At 40.7% G+C, this 19080-nt stretch carries 16 protein-coding genes; 9 read left to right on the plus strand and 7 right to left on the minus strand.

What is annotated here, in order from left to right:
• The first annotated feature begins 9 nt into the window (after positions 1-9).
• Together AC1D0K_RS19465 and AC1D0K_RS19470 are read left to right on the plus strand one after the other, a co-directional pair.
• Positions 10-1038: a hypothetical protein gene (locus tag AC1D0K_RS19465; RefSeq protein ID WP_295712529.1), complete on the plus strand. Its 1029-nt coding sequence runs from the start codon at positions 10-12 to the stop codon at positions 1036-1038.
• A 40-nt stretch (positions 1039-1078) separates the two neighbouring features.
• Entirely contained in the window at positions 1079-1804 is a 726-nt protein-coding gene (locus tag AC1D0K_RS19470) for a DUF2490 domain-containing protein (RefSeq protein ID WP_477398108.1), read from the plus strand.
• 138 nt (positions 1805-1942) lie between these two features.
• On the opposite strand, the gene AC1D0K_RS19475 is transcribed toward AC1D0K_RS19470, so the two are convergent.
• The 4 genes from AC1D0K_RS19475 to AC1D0K_RS19490 form a co-directional block, all read right to left on the minus strand.
• Entirely contained in the window at positions 1943-2674 is a 732-nt protein-coding gene (locus AC1D0K_RS19475; RefSeq protein WP_477442839.1) for a head GIN domain-containing protein, read from the minus strand.
• A 424-nt stretch (positions 2675-3098) separates the two neighbouring features.
• Positions 3099-4775 carry a M1 family metallopeptidase gene (locus AC1D0K_RS19480; RefSeq protein WP_477396993.1) on the minus strand — a complete coding sequence of 559 codons (1677 nt, stop codon included), beginning with the start codon at positions 4773-4775 and terminating at the stop codon, positions 3099-3101.
• 73 nt (positions 4776-4848) lie between these two features.
• On the minus strand, positions 4849-6501 hold the full coding sequence (locus tag AC1D0K_RS19485; RefSeq protein WP_477396991.1) for a M1 family metallopeptidase: 1653 nt from the start codon (positions 6499-6501) through the stop codon (positions 4849-4851).
• Positions 6502-6528: 27 nt separating this feature from the next.
• Positions 6529-6978 carry an XAC2610-related protein gene (locus AC1D0K_RS19490; RefSeq protein ID WP_295712514.1) on the minus strand — a complete coding sequence of 150 codons (450 nt, stop codon included), beginning with the start codon at positions 6976-6978 and terminating at the stop codon, positions 6529-6531.
• A gap of 384 nt (positions 6979-7362) precedes the next feature.
• On the opposite strand from AC1D0K_RS19490, the gene AC1D0K_RS19495 reads away from it, so the two are divergent.
• The 3 genes from AC1D0K_RS19495 to AC1D0K_RS19505 all read left to right on the plus strand — a co-directional run bounded on the left by AC1D0K_RS19495 (position 7363) and on the right by AC1D0K_RS19505 (position 10408).
• Complete coding sequence (locus AC1D0K_RS19495) at positions 7363-8361, plus strand: phosphotransferase enzyme family protein (RefSeq protein WP_477396989.1); 999 nt, start codon at positions 7363-7365, stop codon at positions 8359-8361.
• Positions 8362-8434: 73 nt separating this feature from the next.
• On the plus strand, positions 8435-9838 hold the full coding sequence (gene lpdA, locus AC1D0K_RS19500) for a dihydrolipoyl dehydrogenase (RefSeq protein WP_477396987.1): 1404 nt from the start codon (positions 8435-8437) through the stop codon (positions 9836-9838).
• Between the two features lie 129 nt (positions 9839-9967).
• A complete protein-coding gene (locus tag AC1D0K_RS19505) occupies positions 9968-10408 on the plus strand; it encodes a sterol desaturase family protein (RefSeq protein ID WP_477396985.1) in 441 nt (146 codons plus the stop codon).
• Between the two features lie 242 nt (positions 10409-10650).
• Here the strand turns inward: AC1D0K_RS19505 and AC1D0K_RS19510 are convergent, their stop codons facing one another.
• The gene (locus tag AC1D0K_RS19510; RefSeq protein WP_477396983.1) at positions 10651-11244 is read right to left on the minus strand and encodes a hypothetical protein; all 594 of its coding nucleotides are present in this window, start codon (positions 11242-11244) and stop codon (positions 10651-10653) included.
• 77 nt (positions 11245-11321) lie between these two features.
• Positions 11322-12614 carry a sugar MFS transporter gene (locus AC1D0K_RS19515; protein WP_477396981.1) on the minus strand — a complete coding sequence of 431 codons (1293 nt, stop codon included), beginning with the start codon at positions 12612-12614 and terminating at the stop codon, positions 11322-11324.
• Between the two features lie 185 nt (positions 12615-12799).
• On the opposite strand from AC1D0K_RS19515, the gene AC1D0K_RS19520 reads away from it, so the two are divergent.
• From AC1D0K_RS19520 to AC1D0K_RS19535, 4 genes are all read left to right on the plus strand, one after another.
• Positions 12800-13783, plus strand: a complete 984-nt coding sequence (locus tag AC1D0K_RS19520) for a glycosyltransferase (protein WP_477396979.1) — start codon at positions 12800-12802, stop codon at positions 13781-13783.
• A 159-nt stretch (positions 13784-13942) separates the two neighbouring features.
• On the plus strand, positions 13943-15616 hold the full coding sequence (locus AC1D0K_RS19525) for an ArnT family glycosyltransferase (RefSeq protein WP_477396977.1): 1674 nt from the start codon (positions 13943-13945) through the stop codon (positions 15614-15616).
• 39 nt (positions 15617-15655) lie between these two features.
• A complete protein-coding gene (gene murB / locus AC1D0K_RS19530) occupies positions 15656-16675 on the plus strand; it encodes a UDP-N-acetylmuramate dehydrogenase (RefSeq protein WP_295712491.1) in 1020 nt (339 codons plus the stop codon).
• 266 nt (positions 16676-16941) lie between these two features.
• A complete protein-coding gene (locus tag AC1D0K_RS19535) occupies positions 16942-17478 on the plus strand; it encodes an RNA polymerase sigma factor (protein WP_295712489.1) in 537 nt (178 codons plus the stop codon).
• 85 nt (positions 17479-17563) lie between these two features.
• On the opposite strand, the gene AC1D0K_RS19540 is transcribed toward AC1D0K_RS19535, so the two are convergent.
• Positions 17564-19042, minus strand: coding sequence for a phytoene desaturase family protein (locus tag AC1D0K_RS19540; RefSeq protein WP_477396975.1), 1479 nt, complete (start codon positions 19040-19042; stop codon positions 17564-17566).
• Positions 19043-19080 lie beyond the last annotated feature (38 nt).

Raw genomic sequence — 19080 nt, forward strand, 5'->3', positions numbered from 1 at the left:
ATTACACCTATGTTTAAAAGAATATACTTACTTGCAGTTTTTACAATAATTACCGGTACTGCCGCGCTGGCACAGCAAACCATTGATATTCATTTTAACGCGATGGGCTTTATGGACAACCGCGAGTATAAGCCATTTGTATTACGATCTCGCACCTACAACGGCGTTCGTACCGCGCTTGATGTGGGATGGAACCTTGATAGTTTAAATCACTTTATTGTGGGTGCCAACGGTATTCATGAGTTTGGCGCCAAACCTTATTTTTTAAAGGTAGACCCGATTGCCTATTATAGCTTTACAGGTAAAAGCTGGCTTTTTAATGCCGGGGCTTTCCCTCGTGAGGGCTTACTTGATGATTATCCACGGGCAATACTTAATGATACCTTACGCTATTATCGTCCCAATATCCAGGGGCTTTTAGCACGTGTGCATAACGATCATTTTGTGGAGACCGGCTGGATAGATTGGGTAAGCCGCCAAACCAATACAGATAGAGAGCAGTTTTTATTTGGATTTTCGGGCAGGTACAAGCCATCGGTTACCGGTATGTTTTATGTATCACACAATTTTATGCTGGAGCACGATGCCGGTGCAATCATTGCTGTACCTAATGATAATATACAAGATAACGGCGCGGGGCAGATAAGGTTAGGGCTCGATTTTGGCCACAAAACCTTTCTTGATTCCTTATCAATAGAAGCAGGAGGTATGATGTCATTTGAACGAACCCGTGGGGTTGATGGTTTCCAAAAGCCAGCGGGCTTTGTGGCAAATGTTTATTTTGGCTATCACCGTTTTGCCTTGTTTGATGAATTTTATAAAGGGCAAGGGCATCATATTATGTACGGTGATGCGTTTTATGAAAAGAAAACGTACAACCGGATGGATATTATATGGACGCCTTTCCTGTACAATAGAATAAAAGGGCAGTTTATTTTAAGTTTTCACCAAACACCTGGTTTTAAAACCAGTAACCAGGAAGCTTTCAGGGTAACTGTTGACCTGGGCAGAAGGACCTTAATCAGGTTGAAGGATTAAAAATTGGTTAGTACGATTTTATTAAATAATATATACATCTATGAAGTTGAAGCAAAAATTAGCAGTTTTAATAGTTTTATTGTTTATAGTACCTGCGAAGCTATTTGCGCAGGATAACCAGTTTTCGGCATGGGCGGCTTTGTTCCACAGCCAGAAATTATCTGAGCACTGGGGGTATTCGTTTGATGGGCAGCTCCGCTCACATGATGAACTTAGTTATCTGAAGCACATATTGCTGCGTCCATCGGCTAATTATTACTTCGCTAAAAATAAGGTAGGAGCCTTGGGATATGCATACATAGCCACTTATGGCCGCAACACAGCCGGCGACCAAACCTTCCGCCCGGAACACCGTATATGGGAGCAGTATACTTATTCGCACAAAGTAAATAAAAACATTGCAGTAGCACACCGCTTCCGCTTAGAGCAGCGTTTCCTGGGCCACACCGCGGCAAATAAGAACGATCAGTATTTTGCGCAGCGCTTAAGATATTTTGCGAGGGGAGTTATCCCACTGAAAAAAGATTCGGGAGCATTTAGCAAAGGGCCGTTTGTTGCCTTGCAAAACGAAGTGTTTGTAAACATCCAAAATAAAAACAAGGGGAATAAGCACTTTTTTGATCAGAACAGGGCCTACGTTGCCGTAGGGTATCGTATCAACAAGATGATAGATGTGGAGACCGGTTACCTTAATCAATACATTAAACAAGCAGAAAGCTATACGCTTAATCACGTGGCTCAGCTGGCTTTTTATACCAGATTTTAGAATCAGCCGGCTCTCTTCAATGAAGAGGGAGGTGAAAATAGTTTAAACGAAAAAAGCGATGAGAAACTCATCGCTTTTTTCGTTTTTATCTTAAGGTTTCCTCTTTCGGAGAATAGCTTCGCTGTTTAGGCGAGGTTTTTACATTCTGCTAATATCGCCGCTGCCCACTTTGGAGCTGTTGATGTTTTTAACACTACCTGTGTAGTGTACATCGCCCGAACCTATAACCGAGGCATCAAGTTTCTGATTAACATTTATTCTGACATCGCCCGAACCTGCAACACGCACAGATGCCGTATTGGTAACAAGGTCCCTGGCAGAATAATCGCCAGAGCCGGCAACGCTGATATTGGAGTTATCGGCACTACCGCTTATGGTAATATCTCCTGAGCCCGCCAAAACAGCATCTAATGATTTTACATCCAATCTGCCGGTTACATCACCCGATCCTGTAAGCTTCAGTTTAAAGGAATTGGCACGAATGCCCCCTTTAAAAGATACATCGCCAGATCCTGAAAGGATGACGCCATTAAGATCTTTGGCCGATACATAGATCATTATTTTTTTGTGACCGCCATTAAACCAATGCCAGTCATTATCACTTTTAGTATATATTTTAAGTACACCGCCTTCAACTTCGGTGATGATCCGACTAATAATATCAGACGGGGCCTGTACCTTAACCGATTCGGTAGATCCCTGTGTAATAACTACATCGAATGAACCTGCAACATTTACCGAACTGAAACCAGTAATATGGCGGTCTTCTGTATTTTGAGTTACTTCTGTTGAATGAGTTTTTGCTATTGTATAACCTGCAGTACCCGTTACCAAAACAGTAACCAGTAATATTTTGCTTAATAATTTCATGTTAACTATATGTTTTGTGTCTATATGACGCAAGTTTTTTGACGAGGTTGCACGGGGATAGAAATAAAGTTAAAAATAGGTTATTTCTATTGAGTAAGGGAGATGCTTCTTTACTAACCATGGCAAGTTGTTGAATCCCAGACTTACGAAGTTTAACTCGATAATATTGTTTTTGGCCTCGTTGAGGGCTTCGCCGTTTTAAAACTTCGTAAGTCTTTCGTCGTTTGTCATTTCTCCTATGACGTATTTACCAAAAAGGCTTTTGTCATCCTGAACGCAGTGAAGGATCTATTATTCGCTATGCTTCTTCGCCCTGTACAGTCTGCGAATAGATCCTTCGTTCCTCAGGATGACAAACCTTTTAAAACGTCATTTCTCCTTCAGCGTTTCGTGAAATTCATCACTCAGCAAAACAAATTTGCTTTTACTCTACCAGCACTCCAATATAAAAATTGAACGTATCAACCTCAATATTGTCCTTTGTTGCGCCGTCGAGTTCAATAGGTTTAAAGCGGGTTGTTGGGGTAATAAATTTATAATCGCCACCTTTAACCCTTACTTTAACCGGCATGTTGAAACCTTTAGCATCTGCGCTGGTCCAGCGGGCGAGGGTTTTGCCATCTTTTACCATCAGCTCCAAGATAGGCAGGGTTTTGTAGTGCAGGTATTGGTCAAATATCGGCGACAGATCCATCCCCGATTGCTTGTTGATATAATCCACAACCTGATCATAGGTAACGGTTTGATGGTAGAAAGTTTTGTTAAGTCCGCGCAGTACACTACGCCATTTTTCGTCATCGTTAATAATAGTGCGGATCATGTTGAGCATATTGCCGCCTTTGTAATACATATCGCCCGAGCCTTCTTTGTTCACGTTATATGGGCCAACTATCGGCCTGTCGTTTACGATGCTTGCGCGGGTGCCGTGTACATATTCCTGGCCGGCTTGTTTGCCATAAAAAGTTTCTACAAATAGCGATTCAGAATAATTGGTAAAACTTTCGTGAATCCACATATCACCCAAATCTTTGGAGGTGATGTTATTACCGAACCACTCGTGCCCGCTTTCGTGTACAACTATAAAATCCCATTTAAGTCCCCAGCCTGTACCGGAAAGGTCGCGACCGAGGTAGCCGTTTTTGTAATGATTACCATAGGCTGTACCACTCTGGTGCTCCATACCCAGGTGATGACTTTCTACCAATTTATAGCCATCCTCGTAAAAAGGATAAGGGCCAAACCAGTTTTCAAAAGCTTTCAGCATCCGTGGCGCATCAAGGCCCCATTGGGCTTTAGCTTTGTCAAGGTTGTAGCTTAATGGCCAAAAATCCATGGTAAGCTTACCTTTTTCGCCATTGTAAACACCCTCGTAATGGGTGTAATCGCCAATGTTGGCTTCAATATCATAATTGTTGATGGGGTTGCTTACAAACCAATCGAACCGTATATACCCATCTTTCAAATCGGTAACTTTTCGTAAACGGCCATTTGAAACATCTTTTAAACCTTTTGGTACGCTGATGCTGATGAGCGCGCTATCCACCTCATCGGCCTGCTGATCTTTAGTAGGCCACCAAACGCTGGCTCCCATGCCCTGGCAGGCGGTTGATACCCATGCATGACCTAATGAATCGGTATTGTACTCAACGCCTCCATCCCAGGGAGCACGTTTGGCTATGGTAGGATTGCCCGAGTAGTACACTGTAAATTCATCCATACTGCCTTTAGTGATGTTTTTAGGGAAGGTTACGAACACGGCGTTAAATTCACGGGTGTATTTCAATTCCTGGCCTTTGTAAACCACTTTTGCTATTTGCAGGTTATTCCAAAGATCAAATTGCAACTTATTAAAATCATTAACAGCCGTAAACTTGAATAATACATTACCACTGATGAATTTTTTATCGATATCAAACTTCACATCAAGGTGATAGTAGTTAATATCATAACAGGTACGCAGCGGTGTGGTTAATGATCCGCGTAAAGTATCGGCACGTGTAAAGGTCTCTTTTGCAACGCCCAGTTGCGCTTTAGCCGGGAGTAAGCTTGCGCCTGCCATCAATAAGCTAAGTGCGCATTTGTATAGGTTTTTATTTTGCATATGTGTCTATGTAAATCGTTTCTAATTTTTTTTGCTCCAGTCAACCACTCACTTAATCAACCACTCACTCAATTTAATCAACCAATACCCCAATATAAAAGTTAAAGGTATCTACCTCAATATTATCTTTGGCTGCACCCTCCAAATCAACGGGGGTAAAACGGGTTGTTGGTGTGATGAATTTATATTCGCCGCCTTTTACCCGTACCAAAACCGGCATGGTAAAATCTTTTACATCTGCTATCCACCTGCTGCAAAATTTACCGCCTTTTGTAGCAAACTCCAGCGTTGGCAGGTTTTTGTAATGCATGTATTGATCAAATACCGGTAACAGGTTTTTGCCCGATTGCCCGTTAATGTAATCAACAACCTGTGCATAAGTTACGGTTTGATGATAGAATGTTTTGTTTAGGCCTCGCAGAATATCCCGCCATTTTTCGTCGTCATTAATGATGGTACGTACCATGTTAAGCACAACCGCGCCTTTAGGGTACATATCGCCCGAACCTTCTTTATTTACATTGTAGGGGCCAACCAACGGACTATCGTTGTTAATACCATCCCTTAAACCAAAGTTATACTCCTGGCCGGCTTTTTTGCCCCAGTTATCTTCAATGAACAGTGATTCGGAATAGCAGGTAAAGCTTTCGTGGACCCACATATCGCCTAAATCTTTCCCGGTAATGTTGTTGCCGAACCATTCGTGCCCGCTTTCGTGAATGATGATGTAATCCCATTTTAGTCCCCAGCCCGTGCCCGACATATCGTAACCCATGTAGCCATTTAAAAAGTGGTTACCATAGGCGGTAGCGCTTTGATGTTCCATGCCTAAATGCGGGGTTTCTACCAGTTTATAGCCATCCTCATAAAAAGGGTAAGGGCCAAACCAGTGTTCAAAAGCTTTAAGCATAGGTTTTGCATTGGCACTAAAATGTTTTTTTGCTTTTTCAAGGCTTGCAGGCAGCACCCAATAATCCATGGTAAGCTTGCCTTTTTCGCCCATATAGCTATCACTGAAATGAACATAATCGCCAATGTTGGCTACTACATCGTAATTGTTAATAGGGTTTGCCACAAACCAATCGAACCGGGTATAACCATCTTTTAATGTGGTTACCTTACGCAGGCGACCGTTGGATACATCTTTGAGCCCCTTAGGTACGTTGATGCTGATGAGCATACTATCAACTTCATCGCTCAGGTGGTCTTTATTTGGCCACCAGATACTGGCGCCTACACCCTCGCAAGCAGTAGCTACCCATGGTTTACCTAACGAATCTTTTTTAAATACCAGTCCGCCGTCCCAGGGTGCATTTAAGGCAACGGTTGGTTTGCCAGAATAATATACCGTAAACTGGTCCTTACTACCTTTAGCAATAGCTTTAGGGAAGGTCACAAACACGGCGTTGGCATCGCGTTTAAAGGGTAGTATTTTGCCTTTGTAAAGTATCTTATCTACTTTAAGGTTAGCAAACAAATCAAACTGCAGCTGGGTAAAATCCTGCGTAGCCGTAAACTTAAAGAGGTTACTGCCGCTGATGGATTTTTGGGCGATATCAAATTTAACATCAAGGTGGTAATAGTTGATATCGTAACACGTGCGTAATGGCGTTAAGTTACCGCGCAAGCTATCGGCATGGGTAAAGGTTTCCTTTTCTTGCAGGAGTTGAGCGTGGGTTTTAATAGCACCAAACAGAATTATGAATACGAGTATCCGGACTTTCATTTATTAATTAAGATTAAATTATTTGTTTTATTCTTTTGTACCGATCATTTCCCATTTTACTAATCGCCACTTTTTAGTCAGTGGATTATATTTAAAGGTTTTTCTGCCTTCCTGGGATACGTTAGCGTGTATTTGTGTTGCAATTGTTTTATGTCTGTTGTCTATGTAGAACGGAAACGAACAAACACGATTTGTAAGATATTTGCTCAACTTAAAATTACCTGTTTTGTCTTGCAAATAGAAATTATAAACTGGGCCCCCGTTGCCACCCGAATCATATTTTATGGCGATGTCTTCTTTTTCATCAAAATTAAGGTCGGCAATAATAAGATCTCCAAAATCATAATCTGAAACTTCGGTATCCTTATTTACGCCGGTAACATAGGAGCGGGCGTTTTTATTGCTGGTATAGGCATCTTCAAACAAAAGCCCCGTATTAAAACTGATACGCTGTTGGATTTTTTTATCTTGATTCAATACTAGTAAAGTTAATTTGGAATTTGAGGCAAGGGTATGATCGTTCAGCTTTTTTATGATGGTCACACTGTAGATATGGTTGTGTGATAAGTTGGAATAAACCAGATGACCGTTCGTTAATACTTGAGAGTTTGTACCTAAGCACAAAAAAAACAATAGGATCAATAAAAAGCCCTGTTTCATTTACATCGAAATAGTTTTATTCATAATGTCAGTCAAAATATCTGCCTAAATTAACAACATAATCGCTAACAAATAATTTAATACAACACTGTTACATTAACGTGTTAATAAGTGGCTAATATTGGCTAAAATAAGGATAAGCCCAGTGTTAAGTTTATTCAATTTTGTATCATTGCAGCCCCATTTTAATTTTTAAAACCTATGACGCACTTCCCGGCACAATATTCCACCTTATCGGCCATTGCTTTAAAAAAGTATATTGAAGATGCTTATAATTTAAGGCTGATAACCTGCAAGTTTTTATTACGCGGGGTAAGTGATACTTATATCATAGAGGCTACCAATGCCAAATATGTTTTAAAGATCTACCGCGAACAGCATCGGTCGGTTGAGGAGATAAAAGGCGAAATTGAGTTGTTAAACCAGCTTAAAGATGGCTGCGCAAGAGTAGCGTACCCTATTAAAGATATACATGGTAAACAGTTACAGCAATTTAATGCCGCCGAAGGCACGCGGCATGGAATCTTGTTTTCATTTGCCGAGGGGGCCCCGGTTCTTGATTTGAATGACGAGCAGCTAAAAACGGTTGGCAGGGAGATGGCTACCGTACATAATTTAACATCGGCTATCCAACTCCAGCATCCCCGCAGAGAATATACCGTTGAAACAACACTTAGCCAGCCCCTAAAAAATTTCGAGCTTGCTTTTAAAGACCTGCCGGATGAGTACGCTTATTTAACAGAAATTGCAGGTAAGGTAGCGGAAAAAATAGCATCATTTGATGCCACAAAATTTAGCTACGGTTATTGTCAGTATGATTTTTTGCCTAAGAATTTTCACTTTGATGGAACTGGGAATTTAACCTTTTTCGATTTTGACTTTGCCGGGAAGGGCTATCTTGCCAATGATCTGATGTCATTCTTCGTGCATTTTTTTGTACATGTGTATACCGGCAAACTTACCGACGCGGAAGCTGAGCGGATGTTTGCTGTTTTTGTTAAAAGTTATCGTGAAAACCGATCTGTTACCGAAGATGAGCTAAAAGCAATCCCTTACCTTGGCGTAGGGTTCTGGATTTTTTATTTAGGATTTCAGCATGAACACTTTGATGACTGGTCGAATTTATTTTTTGGACCAAGGTTTATCAAGGATCGCGTGGCCCTTATCCGTGCCTGGGTAAACAAGTATTGCGAATTTTGACCTTGTACCTATAAAATATATCTTTATTGCTTTTGATATTACTTAACTTTGCCATCCACAAAAAAACACTACTATGCAATATGATGTTATCGTTATCGGTTCGGGCCCAGGTGGCTATGTTGCCGCTATACGTTGTGCCCAGCTGGGTTTAAAAACCGCTATCGTCGAAAAATATAACACCCTTGGCGGTACCTGCCTTAATGTAGGCTGTATCCCTTCAAAGGCGTTGTTAGATTCATCTGAACATTACCATAACGCTGCCCACGCTTTTACCACACATGGTATTAAGCTGGATAATCTGGGTATTGATTTTGGCCAGATGGTAAAACGCAAACAGGAAGTGGTGGATGCCAATACCAGCGGTATTAGCTACCTGATGAAGAAAAACAAGATCGATACCCATTTTGGTACAGGATCTTTTAAAGATAAAAATACCATCATCGTTAAAAAGGCCGATGGCACCGAAACCGAGATCACCGGTAAAAATGTGATTATTGCTACAGGTTCAAAACCATCGGCATTGCCATTTTTGCCGATTGATAAAAAACGCGTCATCACATCAACAGAAGCTTTATCACTTACCGAAATACCTAAGCATCTGGTATTGATTGGCGGTGGTGTTATAGGTTTGGAGCTGGGTTCTGTTTATGCACGTTTAGGTTCCAAGGTTTCTGTAATTGAATTTATGGATGGTATTATCCCAACTATGGATAAGGGTTTGGGCCGCGAGTTGCAAAAAGTATTAACCAAACTGGGTATGGAGTTTTACCTGGGTCATAAAGTTACCGGCGCTACTGTAAAAGGTGACGAAGTGACCGTGAATTTTGATACTCCCAAAGGCGAAAAGAAAGAATTAAAAGGCGATTATTGCCTGGTAGCTGTTGGCAGGATTGCCTATACCGATGGTTTAGGCCTGGATAAAATAGGCATCACTGTTGAAGAACGTGGCCGTAAAATTACCGTTAACGATCACCTGGAAACCAGCGTTAAAGGTGTTTACGCCATTGGCGACGTGATAAAAGGCGCTATGCTGGCCCACAAAGCCGAAGATGAAGGTACATTAGTTGCCGAGATCATTGCCGGCCAGAAACCACACATTGATTATAACCTGATCCCCGGTGTAGTATATACCTGGCCTGAGGTTGCTGCTGTTGGCCAAACCGAAGAGCAATTGAAAGCCGCCGGAGTAAAATATAAAACAGGTTCGTTCCCATTCAAAGCCAGCGGCCGTGCCCGTGCAAGTGGTGATTTGGATGGTTTTGTGAAAGTATTGGCTGATGCCGCTACCGACGAAATTTTAGGCGTACACATGATTGGTCCGCGTGCTGCGGATATGATTGCTGAAGCGGTTGTTGCCATGGAGTTCCGTGCAAGTGCAGAAGATATTGCACGTATCAGCCATGCTCACCCAACCTATACTGAAGCTATGCGCGAAGCATGTTTAGCAGCTACAGAGAATAGAGCTATTCATATATAGTTCTCAGTAAGCAGTTTTGAGTTTGCAGTTTTAAGCGAAAATATAACGCCTTAAAACTGCAAACTTATTTTAAAGCTATCCGTTTAGTTAAATAATGCCAACTGCAAACAGAAAACTGCCAACTAAACAATGCATTTCTTCATAAATATAGCTTTAATAGTGGCGACTGTGATGTGCATGGAACTCATCTCATGGGTGATGCACAAATATTTGTTCCATGGGCCGCTGTGGTTTATTCATAAAACCCATCACCAGGAAAGGCACAGCTTTTTGGAGTTGAATGACATATTCAGTATCGGCTTTGCTGCATTGGCTTTATGGCTGATGTGGATAGGACACATCAGTTTAGATTGCCTTTTTTGGATAGGTACCGGGATCAGCATTTACGGCACCATCTATTTCATATTTCACGATTGGTTTATCCATAACCGGTTCAAGGCTTTTAAAAGTAATAATCATTATCTGAAGGCTATCCGCCGCGCGCATAAAATTCACCACAAATCAATGGAAAAGAATCCGGCTGAAGAGTTTGGCTTGCTGGTGGTTGGGAAGAAGTGGTTTAAGAAATGAAATTGTCTGAATCGGAATTAAACGGATTTTTGGAATGAACAGAATTAAAACAGTTTGAAAAATTCTGAAAATTCATTAATTCAATAAATTCAGGTTCAGACAATTGAATGATTATTTGTCTGAACTCGAATTAAACGAATTTTTGGAATGAACAGAATTAAATCAGTTCGGAAAAATGGAAATTCTTTAATTCAATAAATTCAGGGTTTCGTACAGTCAATCAAGTTGTCAACTGGTTATGCTTAATTCTGATTTGGAATAAGACCATTCATGAAAATATCAATTACTATCGAAAGTATTAATATTCCTGCTATTACAATGTACGACATGTTTTTTAACTTTTTCATGGGCCTAAAAAAATCAAAGCTTAATTGATCTCTCAAAACGTCATCGGGTATCTTCTTGATCTGCCGGGATACATAAATGTTATTAACAACAAAAAATGTAATGATCGCGTGCAGCAAAAATATTTCAATGGCGTTGGGTACAAAACCCCAATTGGTTTGTTCAATCGGCCCCAGACGACTATTCAAATGCGGTGGCCTGAGAATGGTGATCGTCACTACATAAGTAAAATATACAAGGGTAAAAATTACAGGGATAAAAGCATTTATAGTAAACCACCTTGCGCCATTAATTGTCTTGTTAAAGGTGATTACTAAATAAGACTGGTAGCCAATTATAAAACATGGGCTGATATTAAAAAGTAGGTTTAAGGAGGTTACTGCTATATTATATACTCGCGGAGATGTATAAGGAACATGAAATAGTTGGAAACCTATTATAAATGGCAAAAACAACAAAAAAAGCTGCCAGTAATTAAATCGTAATTTCATTGGATAAGGTTAAAACTAACAAGGCAGCAATATAATCAATATCGCTGCCTTATTAATTTATGAAGAAATATTTTCGCTTACACCGCTATCACATGTTTCCCCTTTTTGTAACCAATGGTTGCAAAATAAAAGATGAACAGGTAAATGGGGATCAGTATCATATAAGCTTCCTGGGCCGATAGCTTATCAACCAATAAACCATACAATGGTGGGAAAACGGCGGCGCCGGCAATACCCATTACCAAAAGCGATGAGCCTATTTTGGTGAATCTGCCTAATCCTGATAATGCTAACGGCCATATGGCAGGCCACATTAAGGCGTTGGCTAAGCCTAAGAGCGCTATACATCCTATCGAGATATATTTAGGAGTAACTAGTGCTAAAATGGTTAACACAGCACCTAATATAGCCGAATAAACCAATGCTTTTTGCTGGCTGATGTAACGGGGAATAAACAGGATGCCCGCACAATAACCAATAACCATACATATCAGCGTACCCGAAGCGAAATACTTTGCCACTGATAACGGGATATGATTTGCCGTACCATAGCCGATGATTGAATCGCCGGCAATTACTTCGGCACCTACATAAAAAAACAAGGCGATTACACCTAATATTAAATGCGGGAACTGGAAAATGCTGCTTTTGCCAGAGTTGGCTGCTGCAACAGCTTCGTCCTCATGCTCGGTATCAATTTCAGGTAAGCCCGAAAAATAGATCAGCACTGCTAAAACCGAAAGTACAACAACTATGATGATATAGGGAAGTATTACCCTTGCTGCTAACTCGTTAAGCTGTATTATTTTTTCTGCGGGGGTAAGCTTTACCAGGTTGGCGCTAAAGCCATCTATATTGTTTAATACCAATGCACCCAAGGCTATAGGGGCCAGCACGCCTGCGCATTTATTAAAGATACCCATGATACTCATGCGTTTGGCGGCGCCTTCTGGTGGCCCAATAATGGTGATATACGGATTTGATGCCGACTGTAAAATAGCCAACCCTGTACCCTGTACAAATAAACCGATTAAGAAAACAGAATAAACCCTGGTGAGTGCTGCCGGGATAAATATAAGAGCGCCAAGTGCAATAACTATTAGCCCAACTGCCATTCCATTTTTAAACCCGAATAGTTTAAGCACCCAGGCAGATGGTTTGGCCATCAACAAGTAAGCTATATAAAACGCGCTGGTTACCAGGTACGATTCAAAGTTATTTAACTGACATGCAATTTTTAAATAAGGTATCAATACCGAATTTAACCAGGTTACAAAGCCGAAGATGAAAAATAAGGCGCCTATGATAATGATAGGGTTTATCGCTGATTTTTTTTGTACAGATATTACAGGATTGCTAATTGATGTCATTTCTTTTAGTTAAATCGTTAATAAGTTAATCAAGTTCCTAAAATAATTAAAAAAGTTGATAAATTATATTGTTGACATGAAAATTCTAAAATATGCAATTTAGAGGAATGATTGCGGGGGCCACACGGGTATTCCTTTATCGCAATCCAATTTAAATTGCGAAATTCGGGCGATTACATTTTTGAATGAAGATTTTAATAGTAAACAATACCCAAATACCCGCAGCAAAATACGGCGGAACTGAAAGAATGATCTGGTGGCTGGGTGCAGCGCTTCAGCGTTTAGGGCATCAAATTACTTACCTGGTAGCCGCTGGTTCTTCCTGTCCTTTTGCTAAAATTTTGGTTTATAATCCTACCGTTGATATAAGTAAGCAGGTGCCTGATGATATTGACGTGGTACATTTTCATTTCCAGGTAAATAACTTTACTAAAAAACCTTACTTGGTTAATGTGCATAACAATCCCGCATACGGAGATCTGTTAGATCAAAATTCGGTATTTGTTTCGGCCAATCATGCGGCCCGGTATGGGGGCACAGCCTTTGTGCATCACGGCCTTGATCCTGATGATTACCCTAAACCCAATCTGTCAAAGAAGCGCATTCATACCCACTTTTTGGCAAAGGCGGCCTGGAAGGTTAAAAACGTTAAAGGTGCAATTGATGTAGCTACCCAAAGCGGTAATAAGCTGATTGTGTTGGGTGGTACCCGTTTAAATTTAAAAATGGGCCTTCGGTTTACACCAAACTTAAATGTGAGGTTTAAAGGGATGGTTGATAATGATAAAAAGGCAGTAGTGCTCAACAGTTCAAAGGCGCTGCTGTTTCCGGTGCTTTGGCACGAGCCATTTGGCTTAGCTATTATTGAAAGCTTATATTATGGATGCCCGGTATTTGGGACGCCTTATGGCTCACTGCCCGAGTTGGTTGCACCCGAAGTAGGTATGCTCAGTAACAGTAGTTCGGTACTTGCAGAAGGCCTTAAATCTGTGGCGGATTTTAGCAACCAGCTATGCCATGATTATGCTATGGAAAATTTCACGGTGCAAAAAATGGCGCAAAAATACCTGCAGCTTTATGAACGGGTTATGAATGGCGAAAAACTGAATGCAGGAGCGCCAACTTTACTGGCAGCTAATACAGTAAAATACCTGCCCTGGAATAGATAACAGCTGTACTATTCACCATTATATATCAATACCGTTAAGTTAAGGAAACATCGGTAGTTTATTTTTGCAAAACGCAAGCAATGCGCCATTTGAAATAATCAGACACTTTACAGCTGCCACGCTTTTGATGAAATCTGCTACATAACTCTAAATATTCTTGTGAATAGATTTGCCTCCTCCATACTTTACGCGCAAAAAAAGCCATATTTATTAGTACTCGTTATAGCCATATTGGTAAACCTGGCTGGCATTGGTGTAAAATATTTTACAGACGATCCTGCTTTGTACAGTGTACTGGCCCGAAACATGGCTCAAAGCTTCAACTTTACCGATCTGATGTATCATGGTAAGGATTGGCTGGATAAACCCCATTTTCCGTTCTGGATGACAGCTATTAGTTTCAAAATTTTGGGCATCAATACCATAGCTTATAAATTGCCTGCTTTGCTGTTTTTCTTCCTGTCGGTTATCTATACTTACAAGCTTGCCAAAAAGTTTTATGATGTTGAAACGGCGCTGATTGCTGTACTGGTATTACTTACCGCTCAGCACGTAGTAATGTCAAATACGGATGTACGCGCCGAACCTTATATTATGGGTTTGTTAATGGGCGCCGTTTATCATTTTTGTAAATTAAAAGATCGGTTTACATGGGCAGATATTTTGCTGGCCACTCTGTTTACGGCCTGCGCGGTAATGACGAAAGGGATCTACCTGCTGATCCCCATCGGAAGTGGAATTATCTGCGACTATCTGTTCCGGAAAGATATTAAGGGGCTTTTTCAATGGAAATGGCTACTATCCTTTGTTTTGGTAGCGGTTTTTGTACTTCCGGAAATTTATACCTTATATATTCAATTCGATACGCATCCCGAAAAGATAGTTTTTGGCAAGACAGGAATATCAGGTATTCATTGGTTTTTGTGGGGTAGCCAGTTTGGGCGCTTCAACAATAACAGCTTTATCAGGAATACGCATGGCAGCGTCTTCTTTTTTGTGCATACGCTGCTTTGGGCTTTTGCGCCCTGGGCATTGTTGTTTTATTTTGCCCTGTTCAGGGCTGTTCGTAAAATAATTAAAAAGGTAATATTGCCAGAGTACGTTACCATTAGCGGCGCGCTGATCATGTTACTGGTTTTTTCAATCTCCAAATTTCAGCTTCCTTTTTATACCAATATCCTGTTTCCCTTCTTTGCCATTATAACGGCGGTATTTATAAAGGAGATTATCGGCAGTAATAAAAATCTTTTTTTTAGTATCTCGCAGTATACCATAAATGTGCTGTTGATTATGGTCGTTGTGGTGTTGAACTTCATTTTTGCACCCGGGCGCTGGCCGGTATTTTTAATGCTGAGCATTGCTTTGGCATTAATTACCTGGTATATCTATAATTACAGCGAAACAAAGATGAGGGCTTTGTTTTTATTTACTTGCTGCGTTAGCCTTTTTGTTAACAGTTACCTGGTAACTTTAGTGTACCCAACACTCGTTGATTTTAAAGGGGATGTACAGGCGGCAGCGTTTATAAATCAGTATCATCCAAAGGAGGAGGTAATAGCAGCCTTTAATGTGCCAAATGCTTTTGAGTTTTATACCCATCAGCCAGTTACTTTTATGGATATGGCTGATGCTCTTAAGCATAGCAACGCGCTGATATTAATTAATGAGGGGCAAAAGGCCGAGCTGCAAAAAAATAACACGCCATTTCAATTGATTCAATCCTTTGATAATTATCCTAATGAAAATATAACCTTACCGTTCATCATCGAATCAAAGAGGTTAACTGCACTTAATCATTTCTTTTTGGTGAGGATTTGCGGCATCGCAAAATAAAAATTCCGAAATTCGCCGTAATTCCGAAATCAAAATACTATGCTGCAAATACAGGAAAACGTATCACTTAAAAACTTTAACACTTTTGGTATTGATGCCCATGCCCGGTATTTTGTAGAGATAGCCCATGAAGATGACCTTGTTGAATTGTTTGCTGATCCGTTATGGCTACAAACTGAAAGGTTAGTAATAGGTGGAGGCAGCAATTTGCTATTGGTTACCAATTTTGATGGCCTGGTTATCCGTATGAATATCCGCGGTATTGAGCATCGCATAAGCCATAACGATGTATTTGTTGAAGTTGGCGGCGGCGAGGTATGGAACGATCTGGTAAACTTTTGCGTAGCCCGTGAATATGCCGGTATTGAAAACCTGAGCCTCATCCCTGGCTCGGTGGGGGCATCTCCCATTCAAAATATTGGCGCTTATGGGGTTGAGCTTAAAGATGCTTTTGTAAGCTGCAAAGCTTTTGAAATTGCCACCAGTACTTTTAAAACGTTTAGCAAGGCCGATTGTAAATTTGGTTACCGGGAAAGTGTATTTAAAAGCGAGCTAAAGGGCCAGTACATTATTGTATCGGTAAAGTTTCATTTGTCGCTTATCCCAAATATCAACACGCAGTATGGCGCGATAGGGCAGGAGCTGGCAAACCGGGGAATTACATCGCCTACAATAAGAGATATTTCGCAGGTAGTATCACATATCAGGGTATCCAAACTGCCCGATCCTTCAACCATTGGCAATGCCGGTAGTTTCTTTAAAAACCCGGTGATAAGTAAGCAGGAATTTGAAGCAGTACACACTAAGTACCCCGATGTAGTAAATTATCCAGCCGCCGATGAGCAGGTAAAATTAGCTGCCGGATGGCTTATTGAGCAGTGCGGATGGAAGGGAAAAACAGTTGGCCACACAGGAACCTGGAAAAATCAGGCCCTGGTATTAGTGAACCATGGGGGGGCCACAGGACAGGAAGTGTACAGCTTTTCGTCGCAAATCATAGACAGTGTGTACACTAAATTTGGCGTTATGCTACAGCGTGAGGTCAATATTATTAGTTAAAAAATTAAATTTCAACTAAATTTTTCATTTTGTTTTCATCAATTGTAAATAATATTTACGGTACAATTGTGGCCTCTGCAGACTGTTTTTGTTTGCTTTTTGGTGGTTTTAATCGGCTGTATATTAGTATTTTAATTGTAATTGCAGTGTAATGTGTACACGCTTACGTAAACACGCTGTTTTTGTATTTATTGGAAGGATTTGTTCTTAATGGGTTGGTAAATGGCATCATGCTTGCCTAACTGTTAACACAAAACTTTAACAAAATGACAAAGATTGAGTTTAACACCCTAGTACTACGTCAGGCAACATCATTAAGGTCATACGCCTTACATTTCACGCATGACGCAGACGATGCTAACGACCTTGTTCAGGATACAATGTTGAAGGCCATAACTTATTATAATAAGTTTAAAGAAGGAACAAATTTAAAAGGATGGTTATACACCATCATGAAAAATACATTTATTAATAACTACCGCCGTTTTGTTAAAATGAGCACATTTGTTACCAAGAGTGACGAGATTTCATCGCCAAACCTGGTATTCAGTTCAACAAAAAACCAGGGGGAAGCCAAATTTGTGATGGATGATATTAAAAGAGCTTTAGACAGGCTGCCTGGAGATTATTATATACCATTTACCATGTATTTTGAAGGCCATAAATACCATGAGATAGCCGATCATTTAGAGATTCCTATCGGTACGGTAAAAACCAGGATACACGTGGCACGTAAGCTATTAAAGAAAAACTTAAAAGCTTATGATAACGGTATTGCCAAACCTGTTTACGCAGAGAACTAATATCATAAACTCAATATAATATTTATATATATAGGAAAACCCGCTGATTCAGGCGGGTTTTCTCGTTTAATGAAAGTCCGGCTATTTAGGTAAGGCTCTTTATCGCCTCCATAGCCACCACCTGCCCTGAAATAATAGCCGGCGGAACACCGGGCCCCGGTACGGTTAATTGCCCGGTATACAGCATGTTTTTGATATGCTTTGCCCGCATGGCAGGTTTAAAGAATGCTGTTTGCGATAAGGTGTTGGCAAGTCCGTAGGCATTGCCTTTAAATGAGTGGTAATCAGCTTTAAAATCGTTTAGGGCATAACTCCGCTTAACAACTATCGAATCGCGGATATCCTGGCCTGTGATCTGTTTAAAGCGATCAAGCATTAAGTCGAAGTATTTTTCACGAATGCTTTCATCATCATGCAAGCCCGGGGCAACAGGCATCAGGAAGAAAAGGTTTTCGCCACCCGGCGGCGCTACGGTGTTATCTGTTTTTGAGGTGCAGCAAACATAAAATAATGGGTTTGTTGGCCAGGTGGGCGTAGTATAAATTTCTTTGGCATGAAGCTCAAAGTCCTCATCAAAAAATAAATTATGGTGTTTTATTCCCGCTACCTTTTTGTTGGTGCCTATATAAAACAACAGGCTCGATGGCGACATGCTGCGGCTGTCCCAATACTTAGCTGTATAATTTTGATGTTGCTTGTCTAATAAGTGTTGATCAATATGCTCATAATCGGCACCGGCAATCACAAAATCAGCATGGTAAACTCCCTGATTGGTATCAATACTGCTTACCAGTTTGTTTTCTATATTGATCCTGGTAACTTCCGTTTTCAGCTTTATCTCCACGCCAAGTTCTTCGGCCAGGCTTACCATGGCTTTTACAATCTGGTTCATGCCTCCGTGTGGATACCAAGTTCCGAGGGTAAGATCGGCATAGTTCATCATGCTATACATGGCAGGTGTTTTTTGAGGCGTAGCGCCAAGAAATAACACCGGGAACTCCAGTAGTTTTATCAGTTTGGGATTTTTAAAATATTTGCGCACATGCTTACTCATGCTCCCCAATAATTGCAGACTGAAACTTTTTTTGATAAGGTTGAGATCTATAAACTCTGTTATGGAATGCGACGGACGAAATACGTATTCGCCCATGCCAACTTTGTATTTGTATTCGGCCTGTTTTAAAAACTCCCTTAATTTTAAGCTGCTGCCCGGTTCTGTTTCCTCAAAAAGGGCCTCCAAGGCGGGCATCTCTGCCGGCACATCCATCGTATCGGCCTTTCCAAAATAAATACGATAACCAGGATCCAGTCGTTCCAGTTTATAATAATCAGCAGTTTTTTTACCAAACAGGGAGAAAAAGTTTTCAAACACATCCGGCATCCAATACCAGCTTGGTCCCATATCAAACTTAAAACCATCCTGTTCCCAAACTCTGGCCCTGCCACCCGGTTGATCGTTCTTTTCAAGTACGGTTACCTTAAACCCCTCTTTGGCTAAAACACAAGCGGCTGATAAACCTGCAAAACCGGTTCCTATAACAATAATATGTTTGTTGCTGACCATATATTTATATTAGGCCCAAGTTATGCAAATTGTTTTAT

The organism is Mucilaginibacter sp. P1_A3, from assembly GCF_056406855.1.